Below are 18,295 nucleotides of genomic sequence, written 5' to 3'. Positions count from 1 at the left end.
TCTACCAGCGGTCCCGTTCCGCATGTACTCCCAGGTCAGCGCGCATCAGCCCCCGCCTGGACAGTGCCCCGGCCAGCCTTAACTTCCCGGCCTTGCTCCAAGACCGCCGGATCGTCGAGATTGACAAGATCGGCTTTGCTCAGGATGAGGACGACCGGTACGGGCTTGGAGCGTTGCTCGGCCAGGGTGTCCGACACGAGCTGCATCAGCGTGCCAGCGTCCCACCATGATCTCCGCTCGCGGACGAGGGTGTCGCAACTCCCGAACACGAGGACGGCGTCGGCCCGCCGCAGATCGCTGCGGAGCTCCTGCAGTTCGACGCTGTCAGGTCCCTCACCCGTCGAACCGCCCCGGTAGTCCCGCCAGAGGAAACCGAGACACGGTTCATCCAGGTGGAGCAGCTTCACATCGAGGTGGGAACGCAGGTCGGTGCCCGGGGGGTAGAAACCCTCGTCGATGAGGCGTGAGGCCGCGCGGAGCCGCCCGGCGTCACCGGGCGCGGCACTCAGCTTGAAATCGCCGAACCCGCCCTCACCCATGCCGAACGCACGGACTTGGAGCGTCGTCTTTCCCGAGCCCTCGTGCCCGAGCATCACGACCCGCAGGTAGGGGAGGTGCGCATCGGTCATGCCGCACCCCACTTGAGACGTTCGGTGTGGGCCCACCGCCGCCGCGAGACCGAGAGTCCCGTCCAGGGCAGCAACGCGCCACGCACCGCGCTCTCGGCGCGGTCGGCAAGGTCCTTGATCGGAAGTCCGCTCGAAGTGAGGAGTCCGCCCAGGGCTGGGGTGATGCCAGCGCCGCCGGTGAGTACCGCCGCATCGACTCGGTGCTCACCGACCGTCCGGCTCACCAGGTCCGCCACGTCGGTCAGTGCCGCCGCGATGGCTTCCTCGAACTCGGCCCTGCGGATCGTACGCTCTTCGATGACCACCGCCAGCGACGAGGAGAGTGACTCTCTCGCGGCCGTCACTCGGGACCGGGGGACGCTCACCCCATGTTCCGCGGCCACATGGCGGGCGAGAATCTCGTCGAGAGCGTCGCCGCCGACCTGGATCCTGTCGGTCGCGGTGAGGACGAACGACGAACGTGTCCGGGTGACCAGCGAGACGCTCGTACCGGTCGCGCCCATGTCCACGACGGCCAGCGCCTTGCCGGGCGGAATGTCTTGATCGACGCAGCTCCAGCAGGAGAGGGCGACCGGCTCGCTAATCACGCGGAAGGGCGTCAGCCCGGCCTCGACGACCGCCTCGGCCAGCAGCCTCACCTCCCCGTCGGTCCATGCGGGCGGGCAGACGATGACCGACAGGTCCGGCTTGGCATCAGTGACCCGGCCGAGCCTCATGAGCAGGGTCGCGACCAGGCTGGACGTCCGCACAGGCCGTCCGTTGAGGATCGTGCGGGTCTGTTCTAGGAGAGCGCCGAGCGGGGCGGGTTCGGCGTTCCCGGGATCCGCGGCGGCAGCCGTCCGGCCGACGACGAGGCGGTTGTCATCGGTGAGCGCGACGGTCGCCGGAAAGCCGGAGAAGAGAATTCTGATGCCCCGTCCCTCCGTGACCGCAGACGTGCACGTTCGCGCCCCTACCGCTACAGCGACACACCTCATGCCGCCCCTTTCAATGTTCCGCGTGTGTGCACTCATGCTCACGGGCGCGCCAAGGGCGACATCAGCGGGGGAATCCCTCATGTATGCGGGAAAAGCCTCGCCGCTAGAGGACGGTTCCGAAGGGGAGCATGGCAGTGATCGTCGTACCGCCTCGCGCGGGTGACTCCACGATCAGCGTGCCGCGCAGGGCGCCGACACGGTTGCGCATTGTCCGCATGCCGTTTCCGCCTTCTCGCGCCTGCGCGCCGCCGATACCGTCGTCCGAGACCACGATCTTGAGGGCGTTAACCTCGTCGATGATTCGGACGTGGATCTCGCTGGCGTCCGCGTGTTTGCGGGCGTTGGACACGGCTTCCAGAACGGTGTAGTAGGCGGCCAGTTCGACCAGTCGGTGCCAGCGCTGGCTCTCGTCCTCCATGTGCAGGTGTTCCAGCGGCCGGGTCCTGCTGAGAAGCATCGCGCCGGGGTCCGCGGCGGGGCTGGGGAAGACCTTTTTGATCGCCGCGGCCAGCCCCTTGTTCTCCAGTACCTCCGGATGGAGCCCAAGCACGATCTCCCGGAGTTCCCGCTGGCCGACCCTGAGGACCTCCATCGCCTTGACGAGCATCTCGCGTGCCTGGGCATCGGCCTGCATGTCGCGCACCAGGCCGAGGTACCCTTGCGTCGCGATGAAGAGCTGCTCCGGCCCGTCGTGGATACGGTCGGCCATGTGCTGACGGACGTCCTGCTCCACCTGTTGCATGCCGGCGGTTCTGAGAGCGTTGAGGTCACGGCTGACGATCAGGGCGAAGAACGACCGAGCCGCCCGCAACCGCTCGTCCTGCGGATACTCCCGCAGGAAGCGGTCGTGGATCATCGCCCCGGAGGGATCGTCCGGCGGGCCGACCAGCGTCGCCACCCGGCCCGGCGGTTCAAGGGTCTCCAGCCTCCGGCCGTGGACGTCCTCGTAGTCGTCGGTCCCCGGGCGGCGGTAGGCGAGGAGCAGGTGCGGATCGCCGAGGGCTTCGGCCATTCGCTCCTGCAGGCGGGGCCGGAGGACACCGGGAATCTCACAACCGCTCAGCATGAGCGAGATCCTCCGGTGGGCCCGCAGTGTCCGTACCGGCCCGAGGAGCGATGCCGCCCCCAGGAAACCGACGGACAGGTCGTAGGCGACGAGGATGAGACCCTGCACGTCGATCGACGCGTGCACAAGGCTCGCGCACGCGGAGACGGCGGACACCACACCAATCAGCACGACGGACGTCCAGAAGAGCCATCTTGCCCGCTTGGCTGCAGAGCTCTCCGACCGCCACCGCGTTCGGACGCATCCGAGGACGGCCACGGTCAGCGCGAACGCGACCACGCTCCCGACCGGTGCCCACACCGAGTACGGCGCGTGGGGGTCGCCCCACAACTGCGGTTCCAGTGGATCCTCCGAGAGGACGCGCAGTCCCTGAAACAGCGGCGTCACCACGTAGAGCGCGAGGATAGTGCGGCGCTCGACGGCCCGGTGCAGACGGCCTTCGGGAGACACCAATAGCAAGTGGGCGAGCACGACCGCGTTTAGGTGGAACAGCCAGAATCCGATGGTGAAGAGCCACGGGTCGGCACTCAGCTGGAGGTCACCGAGGTAGTAGACGACGCCCATAGCCATGAGCAGCGATCCCCTGCGGGCGCTGCTGCGCTGGTAGGCCAGGACGAGGGCCCCCACACCGATGAAGAACAGTCCGACAGGCTGAGTGAAGTAATCCGTCCACGGCCAGAACGGGCTGTGTCCCCAGGCTATGGAGATCGCGGTGATCGCCCAGGCGGAGGCCGCCGCTGTGCTCACCGCGACGAGCAGTCTCCTCCTGGGTGCCCCCGTGATCAGGGAATGCTCCCTCGCGAACCGCGTGGAATGATGGCTTTCCTGGTGGACGGGTCGATGCGCCGAACGAAGTCCACGAACTGGTATGGCTCGTCCCGTCCCGGCATCCGCAGCCACGCACGCCGCTCCGTACCGATGAGGACTGGGACGACCTCGTCTCCCACTCGAGTGTGCCGGACGAAATTGACGGTCTGGGTCTCCACCGTCGCGCCCAGGCTCCGCGCGTCATCTGCTGCCTTGCGGATCGTGTACTCCACCGAGTTCAAGTCTCCCCGGTTGAATCGGAATGGGCTCGATGCGTATCCCTCGGGAAGGTCTTCGCCGTTGCGTGCCCCGATGCCGTGCGTCTTGTCTTCTTTAGGAAGCGCGACTGAATACTCTGTCAGCTTTTCCTTGTCGGGGACCTTAGAGCCGACCACGCCTTCCAGGACGTTGACCTCGAGATCGCCCGACCGTCGCACCTCCGAGCGGAAACCTCCGGTCGACTGCCGAGGGGTGGACTCCAGGGCCGCGGCCTTGAGTTCGTGCAGGGTCGCCTCTTCGGCATGGCTCAGGCCGTAGAGGGCTTCGCGCGCATGGTCGGCATGGCGGAGGAGATCTTCCGCCCGTCCGGCCGCGCGCAACGCGCTGATGCCAGGGACGACCGCGAGAGCGTTGAGGCCGAGATCCTTCAACGCGTCCGTGTCGCCTTCCGCCACCCGCACGGCCGAAGCAACAAGGTCACGGACATCGGCCCCAGGAAGCAGTTCGCCAGCGATGACTTGTCCGATGATGGAGCCTGCGGTCGGGTGATCGGCGAAGTCGCCCATCACCGCGCCTTTCACTATCTCGGTGACGAACTCGGCCCCGGCGCTCGCGAGGCCGCCACTGTTCTGCTCGACGGGTTCCACGAGCCCGTTTCGCTCGACGTACCCCGCCATCTCGTCTCGCTCATACCAGGTGCTGGACGCCTGCGCGGGCTCGGCGACAAGGAATTCCTCCCTCAGCCCGTACCCGGCCACCGGATCCCGATCCGCCTGCTGCGCACTCTGAGGGCCGGCCTCCCGGCCCTGTCCAGGCTCCCACGACGACGTGGATACGGGGGGCAGGAACTCCTCGACGTCGTTGGTGGAGAAAGACGTGTACGGGCGTTCCTGGTCCCAGGTCGACGACGAGCCGGAGATCGGGAGTTGCTCGGGCTCCCAGGAGTGGGACGTTCCTGAGGTTCGCGGGTCGAGGTCCTCGGTGGAAGAGGCGGAGGACTGCGGAAAGATCTCGTCCGTCATGGCGGCCCTTCTGACACGGACGCGGGCTGTTCCAGTGTGGGCTCGGAGGCCGTGGCGGCTAAGGGGGGATAACCCTTGGACCGCGGGCCTCAGCCGTACCTGGCCAGGTATGCGAGGACTGCGGCGACCCGTTTGTTGATCGACCTGTCGTTATTGATGCGGAGTTTCACGTAGGCGTCGCGAATGATTCGCTCTGTCGATTTGACTGAGATGTGCCCGATCTCGGCGATGGTCGCGTTGGAGTACCCCTCGGCGACGAGGGCCATGACCTCCCGCTCGGACTGAGTTAGGGTCGTGACCTCTATGAGCCGTCGCACGATCTCGCCGTCCATGACGTTGCCGCCACCTGCGACACGCTTCATGATGTCCAGCAAGAGCTCGGCGTTGTCGACCCGGTCCTTGTGGACAAAACCCGTCCTTGTGCCGAGCTCGATGACAGTTTGGGCGCTCACCAAATCCTCGTGGGCGGACATGACAAGGATCGCCACCTCAGGCGCGATCTCCCGGAGCTCCCGCGCCGTTGCGAGACCAACGGTCACATCGGGCCGGGAGCCCGGCCGCTCGACGAACTTCATGTCCAGACGAACTTCATGTCCAGCAGGACGATGTCCGGTGTGTCCACTCGAACAAAGTCGAGCAGCTCCTTGGCGTTCGCGGCGGTGTGAACCACCTCGTGGCCCTTGAACGCAAGGATGAGGGCCAAGGCCTCGCGGACAACACCTCCGTCGTCGGCGATCACTACTCGCATTGGATCATCACTCGGGTGATTCTCCCGAGGGGCGGACTATCGCACAAGGCCCGCCATGAACGAGGAGGTAGCTCAGTGATCTCGCTCCGGCGTAGTCAAGGCTTCCGCGTTCTGCTGAGTGTGCGGGACGTACTCCGGGGAGGACGGGGCGCGGGTGAGTGCCCGCAGCAAGCCCATGAGCGCAGCACGGCATTCGATGCTCCATGGGACGCTGCGGCTGGTATCTGGGCTAGGCCACCGGGGCTGTCTCATGAGACATTCCGTCTGACGCGAACGGCCAGGCTGGGGCGGGGTCAAGCGGGCTCCGAGAGGTCAGGGAGGTGGGCCCAGGGGCGAGGCACGCCGGGGCTCGAAAACGGCACCGCCTCACCGCCCGCGTCGAGCGGGGGTAGGGCCGGTGCCGTTTTCGGCCTGTACCGTCCTTACTTCAAGGCGGCCAGGGCGGCATCGTATTGGGGCTCCTCGGAGATCTCCGGGACCAGCTCCGAGTGCAGGACCTTGTCCTCGGCGTCCAGCACGATCACGGCCCGGGCCGCGAGACCGGCCAGCGGGCCGTCCTCAACCGCCACGCCGTACTCGGCGAGGAACTCTCGGTTGCGGAAGGCGGACAAGTTGTGGACGTTCTCCAGCCCCTCAGAGCCGCAGAACCGCGCCTGTGCGAAGGGCAGGTCGGCGGAGATGCACAGCACGACCGTGTCCGCGAGCTCGTTGGCCACGGAGTTGAACTTGCGCACGGAGGCCGCGCACGTGGGGGTGTCGACGCTAGGGAAGATGCTGAGGACCTTGCGCTTGCCGGCGAAGTCCTTGAGGGAGCGGTCCGCCAGGCCAGCGCCGACCAGCGTGAACGCCGGTGCGATGTCGCCCGTCTGGGGAAGGGTGCCGCCAACAGAGACGGGGTTCCCCTTCAACGTGACCTTCGCCATGAGTAAACGCCTTCCGAGAGTGCTCTGTGCCAACACCCGCGATCCTACCGAGCCGCGCCCACTACAAACGATGCGGCCACCACCCATGAACGGCGGCCGACGTGCCGGAGTACGACCGCTGCCGCAACTCCGGCCCGGTGAACCGCCTTTGCCCCGGTGCGGTTCCGGTTGCGGGTAAGTCACGGGTAAGCCGTGGGTAAGTCGTGAGGAAGTTGCGAGGAAAGGGGTGCGGGGGCCGTGCATGATCGTCGACGATGGGGGGACCCGCACCCCATGGTCGGCAAGCGAAGGACACAGGCTCGTGAGCAGCAAGGTCCCATCGATCACTCTCAACAATGGCGTCGAGATGCCCCAACTAGGCTTTGGCGTCTTTAAGGTTCCGGACGCCAAGGCGGAGAAAGCCGTGGCCACCGCTCTGGAGGCCGGCTACCGCAGCGTCGACACGGCGGCGGTCTACAACAACGAAGAGGGCACCGGCAGGGCCGTCGCCGCCTCCGGCATCCCCCGTGAGGACCTGTTCATCACCACGAAGCTGTGGAACAGCGACCAGGGATACGACACCACTCTGCGCGGCTTCGACACCTCGCTGGCCAAGCTGGGTCTGGACTACATAGACCTGTATCTGATCCACTGGCCGACGCCGTCCAGGGACAAGTACGTCGACACCTACCGGGCGTTCGAGAAGCTGTACGCCGACGGCCGGGTCAGGGCGATCGGCGTCAGCAACTTCTTTCCCGAGTATCTCGACCGGCTGATCGACGAGACCTCGGTCGTCCCCGCCGTCAACCAGATCGAGCTGCACCCCCTGCTCCAGCAGAGCGCCGCACGCGAGTACCACGCCGAGCGGGGCATCACCACCGAGGCATGGTCGCCGCTCGGCCAGGGCAAGGGCCTGCTGGAGGTCCCGGCCGTCGTCGCCATCGCCCAGAAGCATCAACGCACGCCCGCCCAGATCGTGCTGCGCTGGCATCTTCAGCTCGGCAACGTCGCGATCCCCAAGTCCGTGACCCCGTCCCGGATCACGGAGAACCTCGACGTCTTCGACTTCACCCTGGACACCGAGGACCTCGCGGCGATCAGCGTCCTGAACGCGGACCGCCGCCTCGGCCCGAACCCGGCGAAGTTCGACCTGGCCTGACGTTCCTCAGAGCGGCCTGCACGCTGTGTGCAGCGTGCAGGCCGCCAGCAGGAACGCATCCGGTGATGGGGTGCCCGCTTGGCGGAGGGCTCTCGTTCGGCCGGTACGGGGACGGTCATGCCGCCCTGTCGTGACTAATGTGCACTATCCCGCGGATTCGGCCGGGCTTCTTTCCTCCGGTGCAGCATGTCAACCGGGTCGGAGGAACTGGCGAGCTTGTGTGGATCATGATGGGTCGTCAGGAATCCCGAAGATTCACCATGATCCACATATAGATGTGCGAGCCGATGCTGCGCCGCCCCTTCCCTCCACGGCCGTCTTGGCTCCGCACCGCCGCATGGCCCGAAAGGTCCGTCGTCCCCGGGGCCTGCGGCGCCGGGCCGGATGCCGGCCTTGGTGCGGTGCGGCGGCAGGGGATCACGACGCCGGCTTCCCGCGCGTCGCCCCGCCGCGTGAGTGGAAGGCCACCCCGGTGTCGGCCAGGAGCCGGTGCACGCCGCCGTAGGAGCGGGTGGTCTCCTCGGCCCACACTAGTGGGGCTGGTCACGAGAGGACAAGCTGCCGTACAAGCACAACGAAGCGAACTCCGCCGCTGCGCGGCTCCACACCGAGGAAACCATTCTCCCGGGGCCGAAGTCCCACGCTTCCTGGCCAGAAATCAGGTGAAGCACCACACCCACCGCCGCGTCCGCGCCCCCGTCGACCCCCTTCCGGGTTGTCAACCCGTTCCGGCGAATCCCGCTCGGTCCGTCCGTGTCCTGCGGCGCGGCTGCCAGAATGGTGCGTGTCAGCCTTTCGGCTCACCGCACCTTCTCGTCGAGGGTGCGGTGATGCACATTCCTGAGCAAAGGTAGATCCACAGCGCATGCCGAATACAGCGGTTTCCGGCGGGCTCACCGTTCACCAACTGAAGATCGAGTTGCGGGGACTGCGTCCACCGGTGTGGCGCCGGGTGCGGGTGCCCTCGCGGCTCTCACTGGCTGGCTTGCACGAGGTGATCCAGGTGCTGTTCGGCTGGGACGGCATGCACTTGCACGTCTTCGAGGACGGGCGGTGCTCGGCGTGGGGTCCGCAGCGCGACCCGCTCGGCGGCGCCTTCCACTCCGGGTGGGACGACGAGGACGGTGTGGCGCTGGCGGATGTGCTGCCGGGGGCCGGGGGGCGGGTGTCGTACACGTACGATCTCGGGGACGATTGGGAGCATCGGATCACTCTCGAGGAGGTCCGTCCGGCCGGACCGGACGAGGCCGGGCACGTGGTCTGCACGGGCGGGCGGCGGGAGCTGCCGGACTGCGACGACATCGGCGGGGTCTGGGCGCTGCAGCACCTGCTGGAGCGGTACGAGGCGGGCGAGCGGCCCGTGCCGGTTGCCGAGGAGGACGGTGAGCCGGAGTACGGCAGTCATACCGACTATGTACTTGCCGAAATGTTCGCCACCGGGTTCGACCCGGCGCGTCTGGATGTGGCCGAGCTGAACCGGGCGCTGGAGCGGCTGCCGCTGCTCACGATGGACGGTGGCGGTGCGGGCGGGCAGCAGGGCGGGCGGTTCCCGTGCCCTTCCTGCGGCGAGTGGCACCCGCTTTCCGGCGAGGCCGGGGCTGGGCTCGCGGACGTCGTCACCGAGGCGTTGGGCCTTAAGTCGCGGGTGGCACCGGCGATCCGGCTGCCCGGGGATGCCGAGCTGGCCCGGCAGGCGTGCGGCGCCGAGCACTTCATGGCGGCGGTGCGGCTCGGGCACTGGTGCGGCGCGGGCCGGGAGCTCACCCCGAAGGGGGTGCTGCGGCCGAAGCTCGCCCGACAGGCCGTGGAGGAGGCCGAATTGTGGCGTGCCGCATCGGACGAGTGGGGGAAGTCAGAGACGCGTGGGCGGCGGCTGGCCGGGATCCGCAGTGCCGCTGACATGGAGCCTGTAAGGGAGCCGTGGGAGTGGGCGCTGCTCGCCGGGTTCGTTCAGGTGAGCGGCGACGGCAGGAAGGTGTCCTCGGGTGAGACCTTGCCGGACGAGCACGACGACGCCGCCCTGCTGACGGCGTGGCAGGAGATGCTGGCCGGGGCGGTCGCCGACGTGTTCGCCGAACTGCCGGAACCGGTCGGGATGCTGCGTGTGATGCCAGGGCTCGGCGAGCTGCTTGCGCAGGCCCCGCCGGTCGGGTTCGGCCTGCTGCTGCACTGCTACGGGCTGCCCGAGGAAGAATGGGCGGACGCCGCTGCCTTCTTCGGCGAGGCCCTGGAGGAGATGCCCGGCGGACCGGCCGGAGCACTGTTGGAGATGCTGTACATGGTGCAGTGGGAGGAGGCGGCCGGGCTGCTGGTGCGGTTCGGGGCTGCCGAGTACCGGCCTGAGGGCACCCCGCCCGGTGACGTGCGAGCGGATGACCGGCTGCTGATCGGCCTGTCCGTACCCGTGCCGGGCCGCTTCCGCCTCACGCCGCTGGGCCGCGCCGGGCTGCGTCGGCTGTTGGTCGAGGCTGGGGTATCGGCCCCGGTGGTGGGCCGCATGGCGCAGGCGGAGGCCGCAGAGTTGCTGGCCGCGCTGCCCGCGTATCCCTGCCTGGAGGACGTGCGGGAGGAGGTGGCCGGCTGGCTGGCCGCCCGTACCCCGGCCGACGCGGCGGTGCAGCTCGTCGACGCCTGCGGCGGCATGGAGGGGGCCGATGCGCTGCGGCGGCTCATGGCTCCGCTCGTCCTGGAGCAGCTGCTGCCCGCCCAGCGGTCCGGGGACGCGGAGACGGACCAGCGGCGCCGTGTGCGTGCGGTGCTGCGCAAGGCCGCCGGCTCCGGTGTGCCCGGGTGCGCGCACACGGCCGCTTCCTGGCTGCGGCGGATCGGCGACCCAGCCGAGGGGCAGGACGCCTTCGGCCGGGAGTGGATGTGCCTGGACGGCCTGTACGCGTACGCGGACGGCGGCCCCGAAGCCCTGCGCGTGCGTCTGGATGAGGGGCCCGTGGGCGGGCCGCGGGTGCGCGAGCAGGTGGCCGAGCTGGCGGACGACCTGTGGCGGGCCGGGCATTGGCACGGTGAGGCCGTGCTGAGTGCCGTCGCTGACAGCCTCGCAGACGAGGACAAGCAGCTGGCCAAGAAGTTGCGCAAGGCCGCGTTCAAGGCGAGGAGCGCCACGTGAGGATCGCCGTGCCCGGTCAGCGGCCGCCTGTGCCTCTGCCGATGCCGCCGCTGGCCGACCGGGAAGCCGTCGCCTGGGCCGGGGAGTTGGCGGCCGGCGGTTGGGCGGCGGTCTTCGTGCCCGCGCCGGCCGGGCAGTCGCACCGGCTGGGACGGCTCGCCCTGTACTGGCTGCCGGACAGTGCGTTGCGCGCGCCCGCCGCCGCCCCTGCGGCCGTGGACGAGCTGGCGCTGAGCCTCGCGCTGCCGAACGGCAAGGGCGTACGGGTCAGGGAGGCCGAGGCGTACGGGCTCACCCCCGGCACCGCCCTGGCGCTCCTGCTGGACCTGCCCGGGCGGGGCGCGCATCCCTCGCTGCACGCCTGGGCCGCCGTCGCCCGCGCCGCCCTGCGGCTGATCGGCGAGGGCCGCCTGCAGCCCTCGCTGACTGCGGACGGCCATCCCGTGTGGCGGCTGGGACCGCTCGGGGCGCACGGCAAGCGGACGCTGGACGGCCTGGCCGCCGCTCTGCCGCCGTACGCCCACAACCTGCCCCTGCCCGGCAGCCGTCCGCTGAGGATCACCGAACCCGGCTCCCTGGTACGGCAGTTCACGGACGCGCTCGCGGACACCCTGCCGCGCACCCCGGCCGCATCGCTGGCCACCCCCGGCAATCCGTACGCCGACCGCGCTGCGAGTCCGCACCCCGAGCTCGCCGAGTGGGCCGCCCAGGTGGAGGCGGAGCGCTCCGCGCTGGTCAACGTCTCGCTGCGGCTGGAACCTCCCACCGGGCGGCAGCGGGCCTTCCACGCCGTGCTCCAACTGCACAGCGCCGCCGACCCCTCCCTCATCGCTGACGCCGCCGAACTGTGGGCCGACCCGGAGCGCACCGCCCGCCTGCTCGGCCCGCGCGCCGAGGCCGAGACCCTGCTCGCGCTGCGCCGCGGCGCCAGGGTGTGGCCCCCGTTGGCGCGGCTGCTCGACGAGGCCGCGCCCGTCCGGCTGCGGCTGTCCGACCAGGAGCTCGCCCACCTGCTCGACGAGGCCGCGGGCCTGCTGCACGACGCGGGGCTGCGCGTGCACTGGCCAAAAGACCTGGTCAAGGCCCTTGAGGCACGGGCCGAGATCGGAGCGGCCACCGCTCCCGGCGCGACGGTGAACACTCTCCTCGGCAAGGACGCCCTGCTGGACTTCTCCTGGCAGGTGTCGTTGAACGGCGAGCGGCTCACCGAGGCCGAGATTGACCGACTCGCCGAAGCGCGCCGCCCCCTGGTGAAACTGCGCGACCAGTGGGTGGTCGCCGACCCGAGGCTGCTGGCCCGGTTGCGCCGCCGCTCAGAGCGCGACCTTGCGCCGCTGGACGCGCTGCAGGCCGTCCTCACCGGCGAGATCGAGCGGGACGGCGAGCGGATCGAGGTGAGCGCGGCAGGCACGTTCGGCGAGCTCGTCGCCCGGCTGCGCGAACCGGAGCAACGCCAACCGATCGCCGTACCGCCGGAGTTGACCGCCACTCTGCGCGACTACCAGAAGCGGGGACTGGCCTGGCTCGCCGACATGACCCGCCTCACGCTCGGCGGTGTCCTCGCCGACGACATGGGCCTGGGCAAGACCGTCACGCTGCTTGCCCTGCACCTGCACCGCCAGCAGCATCCCGACACCGCGGGGCCCACACTGGTGGTCTGCCCCGCCTCACTGCTTGGCAACTGGGAGCGCGAGGCGGCCCGCTTCGCCCCCAGCCTCGCCGTACGCCGCTACCACGGCGGCGAGCGCACCCTGGACCACCTCTTGGGCGGCGAACTCGTCCTGGTCACCTACGGCGTGCTGCGACGTGACGCCGAGCGGCTCGCCGGCATCAAGTGGTCGCTGATCGCCGCCGACGAGGCCCAGCACGTCAAGAACCCCTACGCCACCACGGCCCGCCGGCTGCGGTCTTTGCCCGCCCGGGCCCGGGTCGCCCTGACCGGCACCCCCGTGGAGAACAACCTCTCCGAGCTGTGGGCACTGCTCGACTGGACCACCCCGGGACTGCTCGGCTCCCTCACCGCCTTCCGCGACGGCTACGCCAGGGCGATCGAACGCGGCGCCCTCGGCACCGACGGCGACGAGGAGAGCGCCGAGGACGGACGCCGCGCCGCTGAACGACTCACCCGTCTCACCCGCCCCTTCCTGCTGCGCCGCCGCAAGTCCGACCCCGGCATCGCCCCCGAACTGCCGCCCAAGACGACCACCGACCACCCCGTCCCGCTCACCCGCGAGCAGGCCGCGCTGTACGAGGCGCAGGTCCGCGAGGCCATGGAGAGGATCGAGAAGGCGGACGGCATCGCTCGCCGCGGCCTCGTCCTCAAACTCCTCACCGCCCTGAAGCAGATCTGCAACCACCCCGCCCAGTACCTGCGCCAGCCGGGCCCCCTGCAGGGCCGCTCCGGCAAGCTCCGGCTCCTGGACGAGCTCCTCGACACCATCGTCGCCGAAGGCGAGTCCGCGCTGCTGTTCACCCAGTACACGCAGATGGGCAGACTCCTCCAGACCCACCTCACCGACCGCGGCGTGCGCACCCTGTACCTGCACGGCGGCACCGAGGTCGAACGGCGCGAGGAGATGGTCGCCGCCTTCCAGCGCGGCGACGTACCCGTCTTCCTGCTGTCGCTGAAGGCCGCAGGCACCGGCCTCAACCTCACCCGCGCCACCCACGTGATCCACTACGACCGCTGGTGGAACCCGGCCGTCGAGGACCAGGCCACCGACCGTGCCTACCGCATCGGCCAGGACCGCCCGGTCCAGGTCCACCGGCTCACCACCCAGGGCACCGTCGAGGAAAAGGTGGCCCGCCTGCTCGGCGCCAAGCGGGCGCTGGCCGAGCAGGTCGTCGCCTCCGGCGAGGCCGCCCTCACCGAGTTGTCCGACGCCGACCTCGCCGAACTCGTCGCCCTGTCCGCCACCGTCAAGGGAGAAGACCTATGACCCCCTCCCACAAGGCCCCCCGCCGCGGCGCCCGCGCCTTCGCCACCACCTGGTGGGGCCAGGCCTGGATCGATGCCCTGGAAGCATCCACCCTCGACTCCGCCCGCCTCTCCCGCGGCCGCACCTACGCCCGCAAGGGCATGGTCCACCCCGTCACCTGCCTGCCCGGCGCGCTCAAGGCCGAAGTCGAGGGCAGCACCCCCTGGCCCTACGACGCCACCGTCCACGTCCCCATCCTCACCGACGCCCAGTGGGACACCCTGCTCGACACCATCGCCTCCCGGGCCGGGCACACCGCCGCCCTGCTCGACGGGGAGATGCCCGAGGACCTCGTCGCCGACGCGGCCTCGGCCGGCGTACCGCTCCTGCCCCAGCCGCACGAACTCGACCCGGAGTGCTCCTGCCCCGACTGGGGCTACCCGTGCAAGCACGCCGCCGCCGTCTGCTACGCCACCGCCACCCACATCGACGACAACCCGTTCCTGCTGCTCACCCTCCGCGGCCGCGACCGCGAAAGCCTCCTCCCCGCGCTGCGCGCACGCCGCCGAGCCGCCTCCACGGCCAACCCGGCCGACCCGGCCACCGACGACACCGGCGCTGCCGCCCCCTACGGCGTCCTCGCCCGCGAGGCCTTCACCGCCTGGGACGGCACCTTCACCCCGCCCGCCCCGCAGGCACCCGGCTCCCGCGACACCACGGCGGCCCCGGGCACCGGCGGTCCGGAACACTCCCCGGATCCGCAGCCCGCTCCCCTGACCGCCGAACCGCCTCGTACCGGCCCCGTCAACCTTCTCGACCTCACAGCGCTGATGCGCGACACCGCGCTGCGCGCCCGCCGCCTCAGCGACGGCCACGCCCTCACCCTGCACCTCGACGCCGCCGACGACGCCCTGCGCATCGCCGCCGAGGGCGCGAGCGAGAAGTGGTTCCACCGCCTGGTCACCGGCACGGGAAGCCACCCCGCCGACTTCGCCCGCCTGGTCCGCGCCACCCGCCACGGCGGCATCCCCGGTGTCACCACCGCCCGTACGCCGCTCACTGGCGACCCGGCCGCCCTCGCCGCCGCCCGCACCGCGCTCGAGGAGTCCGACGAGCCGGTGCCGGTCAGAACCTGGCGCAACCGCCTGACCCTAAACGCCGAAGGCATTCAGCTCCGCTACGGTCCCGACGGCCGCTGGCACCCCTACGCCCGCGAAACCCTCGCGGGCCGCACCGACTGGTGGCCCTGCGCCCCTGCCCACCCCGACCCGCTCGCCGCCCTGACCAGCGCCCGCACCGCCACCGCGGGCTCGCAAGAGCCCCGGGACGTCAGGCCCGGGTAGCTGAGTGTCGCAGGAGTAGTCGAGTTGGACACCTTGCGTCGGCGGCACGGGGATGGCCGGGGCGCGCTCGGGTGTAGGTCAGATGGCGGTGGCAAGCACCATCCGTATTTCTCCGCCCAGGCGCTGAAGGTGGCTGGTGGTAGGTTTTAGGCGCGAGGTCTGCCCATGAAGGCACTGTCTGTGGGGGAAGACAGCGGGCCCGTGGCGGGGCACACCGAGGCCGTCCCCCGCAGGAGGTGAAAGGACCGTGAGCGTTGCCAACAGCCACGTCGGGCCCTGGACGCTGGACGACGTCCTGTCCCTGCCCGAAGACAGCACGCAGCGCGTCGAGCTGGTCGGAGGGCAGCTGATGATGAGCCCCGCGCCCGGGCTGGCGCATTCCCAGCGTGCCTCGCACCGGCTGCACAATCTCCTGGAGCAGGCTGCCGCGGCCGCCGACGCCGACGTCGAGATCTTCGAGGGGATCAACGTCATCGTCCCCGACGGGCTGCTCATCCCTGACGTGGCCGTCGTCGACGCCGTGGCCGCTGACGAAGCAGGTGCGGCGGTGAACGCGCATGACGTGCTCGCGGTGGTCGAGATTGCCTCACCCTCGACCCGGCTCACCGACCGCAAGCTGAAGCCCGCGCTGTACGCGGCCGCCGGCATCGAGTACTACTGGCGCATCGAGCTGGAGCCCGCTCCGCGTCTCCTGGCCGGCCGCCGCCACTGCGGCTCCTACACGGATCACGAGTTCCTGGCCGGCGCCATCGCCCGGATCGAGGAGCCATTTCCGATCGGCTTTGATCCCGGGGTCCTGATCCACAGGTAGTCCCGCGGCCGTTTCGCCAGTCGGCTTGCCTGGCTGACTGGCTCCGATAAGCGGGCAGGTGAGGGGGAGGACGCGTTCGGTCGCCTGCCACCTGAGGGTGCCGGTGGCGGCGTTGAGCCAGTCTGCTGCGGAGCCGTTGTCCACGACCCAGAACACGCGTTTCGCGATGGCGTAGGGTTCTTGGGCCATAACCTGGTCGTGGCCATGAACGGGGCAAGCCGGTTCTCTGCTCGCAGTGGCCGAAGATCTTCGCGTGGTGGACGTCGTAGGCGGCCAGGTGGCTTTGCAGGACGCGCAGATCAAGCTGTCGGTGTCGTCTCGGCCCTGTTCGGCGTGTCGGGCCGGGCCATGCTCGACGCCCTGGTGACCGGCGAACGCAACCTCTGGGGCTCGGAAAGTCGTCGCTGCAAGCGAGGGACGCAATGCGGTGTCGGCTGGCACCATCTCCCGAGTTCGACAGTTGGCAGGCATATGGCGTGGGCGGAAGTGCGGGCTGACCTGCGGCGATGGGCATGACGGGGTTCCGGGGCCGTGTGCCCACGGCTCCGGAGCGCGTTTCCCCAGCTCAGGGGCTATTCGGAGGTCTTGAGGCCGCTCATCCTTGGCGGAAGCGGGACGCCGCACTCCTTGAAGAGTTTGGTCTGGATGTCGGTGAAGCGGGTGGTCTGATGGAGGCTGCCAGCGGGGCCGGAGAGGGTGACCTGGTGGATCCGACCGAGCGCGGCGGCGATCTTGGGCCAGGTCTGCTCGGTTCGGCGTTCGGCGACGCGGATCAGCAGCAGTGCGAGCCAGCACAGCAGCACGTGGGCGCGTATCCGCTCGTGCACTCGGCCGGCTTGCGGCGCTGAGGCTCACCAACTTCATTAGCTATCCCTGGTGTTGAGCAGGTATAGTTGTGTGCATGGAGTTGCTGCGGATGTCCAAGGCTGCGCAGCGTCTTGGGATACACCCGATGACGTTGCGTCAGTGGGCGTTGGACGGCAAGATCCCGTTCACGTGGGTCGGGCGTGAGCGCCGGTTCTCCTCGGTGGATGTGGAGAGCATGAAGCGCGGCAGTGACTCCTCGACTGCGCGTGGGCGTCTGGAGTTGCTGTATGTGCGTGTGTCCGGCTCGTCCGGGCAGGAGGCCTTGCTGGAGGCCCAGGAGGCCGAGCTGCGGGCCACCTCCACGGGGGAGATCGTCAAGGTCGTCCGGGACCGTGGCTCAGGTCTGAGGGAGAACCGGCCCGGTTTGAATCGGGTGTTGGCGATGGTCTCGGACGGCACGGTGACCGTGGTGCGTGTCACGCATGAGGACCGGTTGGCCCGGTTCGGTGTGGGCTGGCTCAGGCGGCTGTTCGCTGTGTATGGGGTCACGGTGGAGGTGCTGCACCCGAAGACGCTCGGCGGCCGGGACGAACTCCTCGAGGATTTCGTCTCTTTGGTGACGACGTTCGCGGGCCGCTTGTACGGGATGCGTAGCGCGGAGAACCGCCGCCGGCTGCTGGCCGAGTCCGGGCAGTGCGATGACCGGGACCGTGCCGCGTGAGCAGGAAGCTGCCGCTCGCCGACGGCGAGAGGGCTCGTACTGCCTGCGCCCGGGCTCTGATCCGGTCCGGGGCGGACGAGAGGAGCGGCGAGGTCCTTGGCCCTGCTGCCCTGGCCGAACGCGTGGGCTGGTGCGCCGACCTGGTGGCGGACATGACGAGCACGCTGCTGGCCGCGCACTGGAACACCACTCACGTGAACGTTTTGGCCTCCGGGGTGGATGCCGGGGGCCGCAAGCTGCCGTCGAACGCGTGGATGGCGCTGCGCCGCCTCGGCTGGAGTGTCGCGCCGGCCGAGGGCATCCAGGCCAATGACCGAATCGTGCGCATGGCCCAGGAGATGGCTGGTCGTGCGCTGCGGTCGGTGAAGTGGCGCGTCGACGTGACGGCTGGGGTTGTGGCCTCCTGGCCTGCTGATCCGAAGAAGCGGACCGCCGTCGAGTGGGAGGCGGTGCGTGAGGCGATACCGGGCGGAGAGTATCTGCCGTCCAGCGTCATCCGCTCTCGCACGCGCCAGATCGCCACCTTCGAGCGCAAGCACGACCGTCTTCCTGCCCACCTGTTCGAGCTGGAGCCAACACCCCGTGTGGCCAAGATGCTGCTGCTCGCAGCGTGCGACAGACAGCAGGCCACCGTCGAGCGGACTGAGGACGGGCAACGGGTGCTGCTGCGATTACAGCTTCCCACTCGGTCCGACCCGCAGGCATACCGCGACTGGGCGTGGGTGGCCTGCCCGATCACGTTGCCGCCCACGGTTCCGGCGAACGCCGTGATCCACCTGCCCACCCTGCGTATCGCGGGCGGGAAGGTGCGGGCTGATCTCCCCTACACCCACGCCGTGCCCAAGGCCCAGCGCACCGGCCACACCGTCGCACTCGGCGTGGACTGGGGCCTGAACACGCTCCTCAGCGCAGGCGCGGCCCGGATACACGAGGGCGGCCAGATCACCGCGCTCGGGGCGGGCGCACAGTTCCGGGCTGCCGGCGTGCTCGCCAAGCAGTACCGGCTTCGGCGGCAGTCCGAGCGGCTGCACGCCAAGACCGACCA

The 18,295-nt window shown here is 69.7% G+C and carries 14 protein-coding genes and 2 pseudogenes; 7 read left to right on the top strand and 9 right to left on the bottom strand.

Going from position 1 to position 18,295, the window contains the following annotated elements; all coding sequences use genetic code 11:
• Window positions 1-35: 35 nt before the first annotated feature.
• The 7 genes from AC07CM_RS48520 to tpx form a co-directional block, all read right to left on the bottom strand.
• Window positions 36-629: a hypothetical protein gene (locus AC07CM_RS48520; protein ID WP_478882991.1), complete on the bottom strand. Its 594-nt coding sequence runs from the start codon at window positions 627-629 to the stop codon at window positions 36-38.
• Window positions 626-1,606 carry an Hsp70 family protein gene (locus tag AC07CM_RS48515; protein ID WP_478882990.1) on the bottom strand — a complete coding sequence of 327 codons (981 nt, stop codon included), beginning with the start codon at window positions 1,604-1,606 and terminating at the stop codon, window positions 626-628. Before AC07CM_RS48515 ends, AC07CM_RS48520 begins: the two co-directional genes overlap by 4 nt.
• Before the next feature lie 103 nt (window positions 1,607-1,709).
• Window positions 1,710-3,419, bottom strand: coding sequence for a sensor histidine kinase (locus AC07CM_RS48510; protein ID WP_478882989.1), 1,710 nt, complete (start codon window positions 3,417-3,419; stop codon window positions 1,710-1,712).
• Window positions 3,420-3,454: 35 nt separating this feature from the next.
• Complete coding sequence (locus AC07CM_RS48505; protein WP_478882988.1) at window positions 3,455-4,720, bottom strand: hypothetical protein; 1,266 nt, start codon at window positions 4,718-4,720, stop codon at window positions 3,455-3,457.
• An 89-nt stretch (window positions 4,721-4,809) separates the two neighbouring features.
• Window positions 4,810-5,295 carry a LuxR C-terminal-related transcriptional regulator gene (locus AC07CM_RS48500; RefSeq protein WP_478882987.1) on the bottom strand — a complete coding sequence of 162 codons (486 nt, stop codon included), beginning with the start codon at window positions 5,293-5,295 and terminating at the stop codon, window positions 4,810-4,812.
• Entirely contained in the window at window positions 5,292-5,459 is a 168-nt protein-coding gene (locus AC07CM_RS48495) for a response regulator transcription factor (RefSeq protein WP_478882986.1), read from the bottom strand. The genes AC07CM_RS48500 and AC07CM_RS48495 overlap by 4 nt, the downstream gene beginning before the upstream one ends.
• Window positions 5,460-5,890: 431 nt before the next feature.
• Window positions 5,891-6,391 carry a thiol peroxidase gene (gene tpx / locus AC07CM_RS48490; RefSeq protein ID WP_478882985.1) on the bottom strand — a complete coding sequence of 167 codons (501 nt, stop codon included), beginning with the start codon at window positions 6,389-6,391 and terminating at the stop codon, window positions 5,891-5,893.
• A gap of 301 nt (window positions 6,392-6,692) precedes the next feature.
• Between tpx and AC07CM_RS48485 the strand changes: the two genes are divergently transcribed.
• Window positions 6,693-7,529 carry an aldo/keto reductase gene (locus AC07CM_RS48485; RefSeq protein WP_478882984.1) on the top strand — a complete coding sequence of 279 codons (837 nt, stop codon included), beginning with the start codon at window positions 6,693-6,695 and terminating at the stop codon, window positions 7,527-7,529.
• A gap of 417 nt (window positions 7,530-7,946) precedes the next feature.
• Here the strand turns inward: AC07CM_RS48485 and AC07CM_RS48480 are convergent.
• Window positions 7,947-8,054: pseudogene (locus AC07CM_RS48480) on the bottom strand (helix-turn-helix domain-containing protein); the annotation flags it as partial.
• Window positions 8,055-8,394: 340 nt separating this feature from the next.
• Between AC07CM_RS48480 and AC07CM_RS48475 the strand changes: the two are divergent.
• The 4 genes from AC07CM_RS48475 to AC07CM_RS48460 all read left to right on the top strand — a co-directional run bounded on the left by AC07CM_RS48475 (window position 8,395) and on the right by AC07CM_RS48460 (window position 15,722).
• A complete protein-coding gene (locus AC07CM_RS48475; protein ID WP_478882983.1) occupies window positions 8,395-10,650 on the top strand; it encodes a plasmid pRiA4b ORF-3 family protein in 2,256 nt (751 codons plus the stop codon).
• Between the two features lie 41 nt (window positions 10,651-10,691).
• Window positions 10,692-13,589 (top strand): DEAD/DEAH box helicase, encoded by a 2,898-nt coding sequence (locus tag AC07CM_RS48470; RefSeq protein WP_478882992.1) that lies wholly within the window; start codon window positions 10,692-10,694, stop codon window positions 13,587-13,589.
• Window positions 13,586-14,911, top strand: a complete 1,326-nt coding sequence (locus AC07CM_RS48465) for an SWIM zinc finger family protein (RefSeq protein WP_478882982.1) — start codon at window positions 13,586-13,588, stop codon at window positions 14,909-14,911. Before AC07CM_RS48470 ends, AC07CM_RS48465 begins: the two co-directional genes overlap by 4 nt.
• A gap of 247 nt (window positions 14,912-15,158) precedes the next feature.
• Window positions 15,159-15,722, top strand: a complete 564-nt coding sequence (locus tag AC07CM_RS48460; RefSeq protein WP_478882981.1) for a Uma2 family endonuclease — start codon at window positions 15,159-15,161, stop codon at window positions 15,720-15,722.
• 572 nt (window positions 15,723-16,294) lie between these two features.
• Here AC07CM_RS48460 and AC07CM_RS48455 read toward each other — a convergent pair.
• Window positions 16,295-16,564, bottom strand: a pseudogene (locus tag AC07CM_RS48455) (IS1634 family transposase); the annotation flags it as partial.
• Between the two features lie 59 nt (window positions 16,565-16,623).
• Here AC07CM_RS48455 and AC07CM_RS48450 point away from each other — a divergent pair.
• The gene (locus tag AC07CM_RS48450) at window positions 16,624-17,250 is read left to right on the top strand and encodes an IS607 family transposase (RefSeq protein WP_478882980.1); all 627 of its coding nucleotides are present in this window, start codon (window positions 16,624-16,626) and stop codon (window positions 17,248-17,250) included.
• Window positions 17,247-18,295 (top strand): zinc ribbon domain-containing protein (locus AC07CM_RS48445; protein ID WP_478882979.1); only part of this gene is annotated, 1,049 nt, incomplete at its 3' end. The genes AC07CM_RS48450 and AC07CM_RS48445, both read left to right, overlap by 4 nt.

It is taken from the genome of Streptomyces sp. NPDC044061 (genome assembly GCF_056434305.1).
This window is presented reverse-complemented; position numbering and strand designations above follow the sequence as displayed.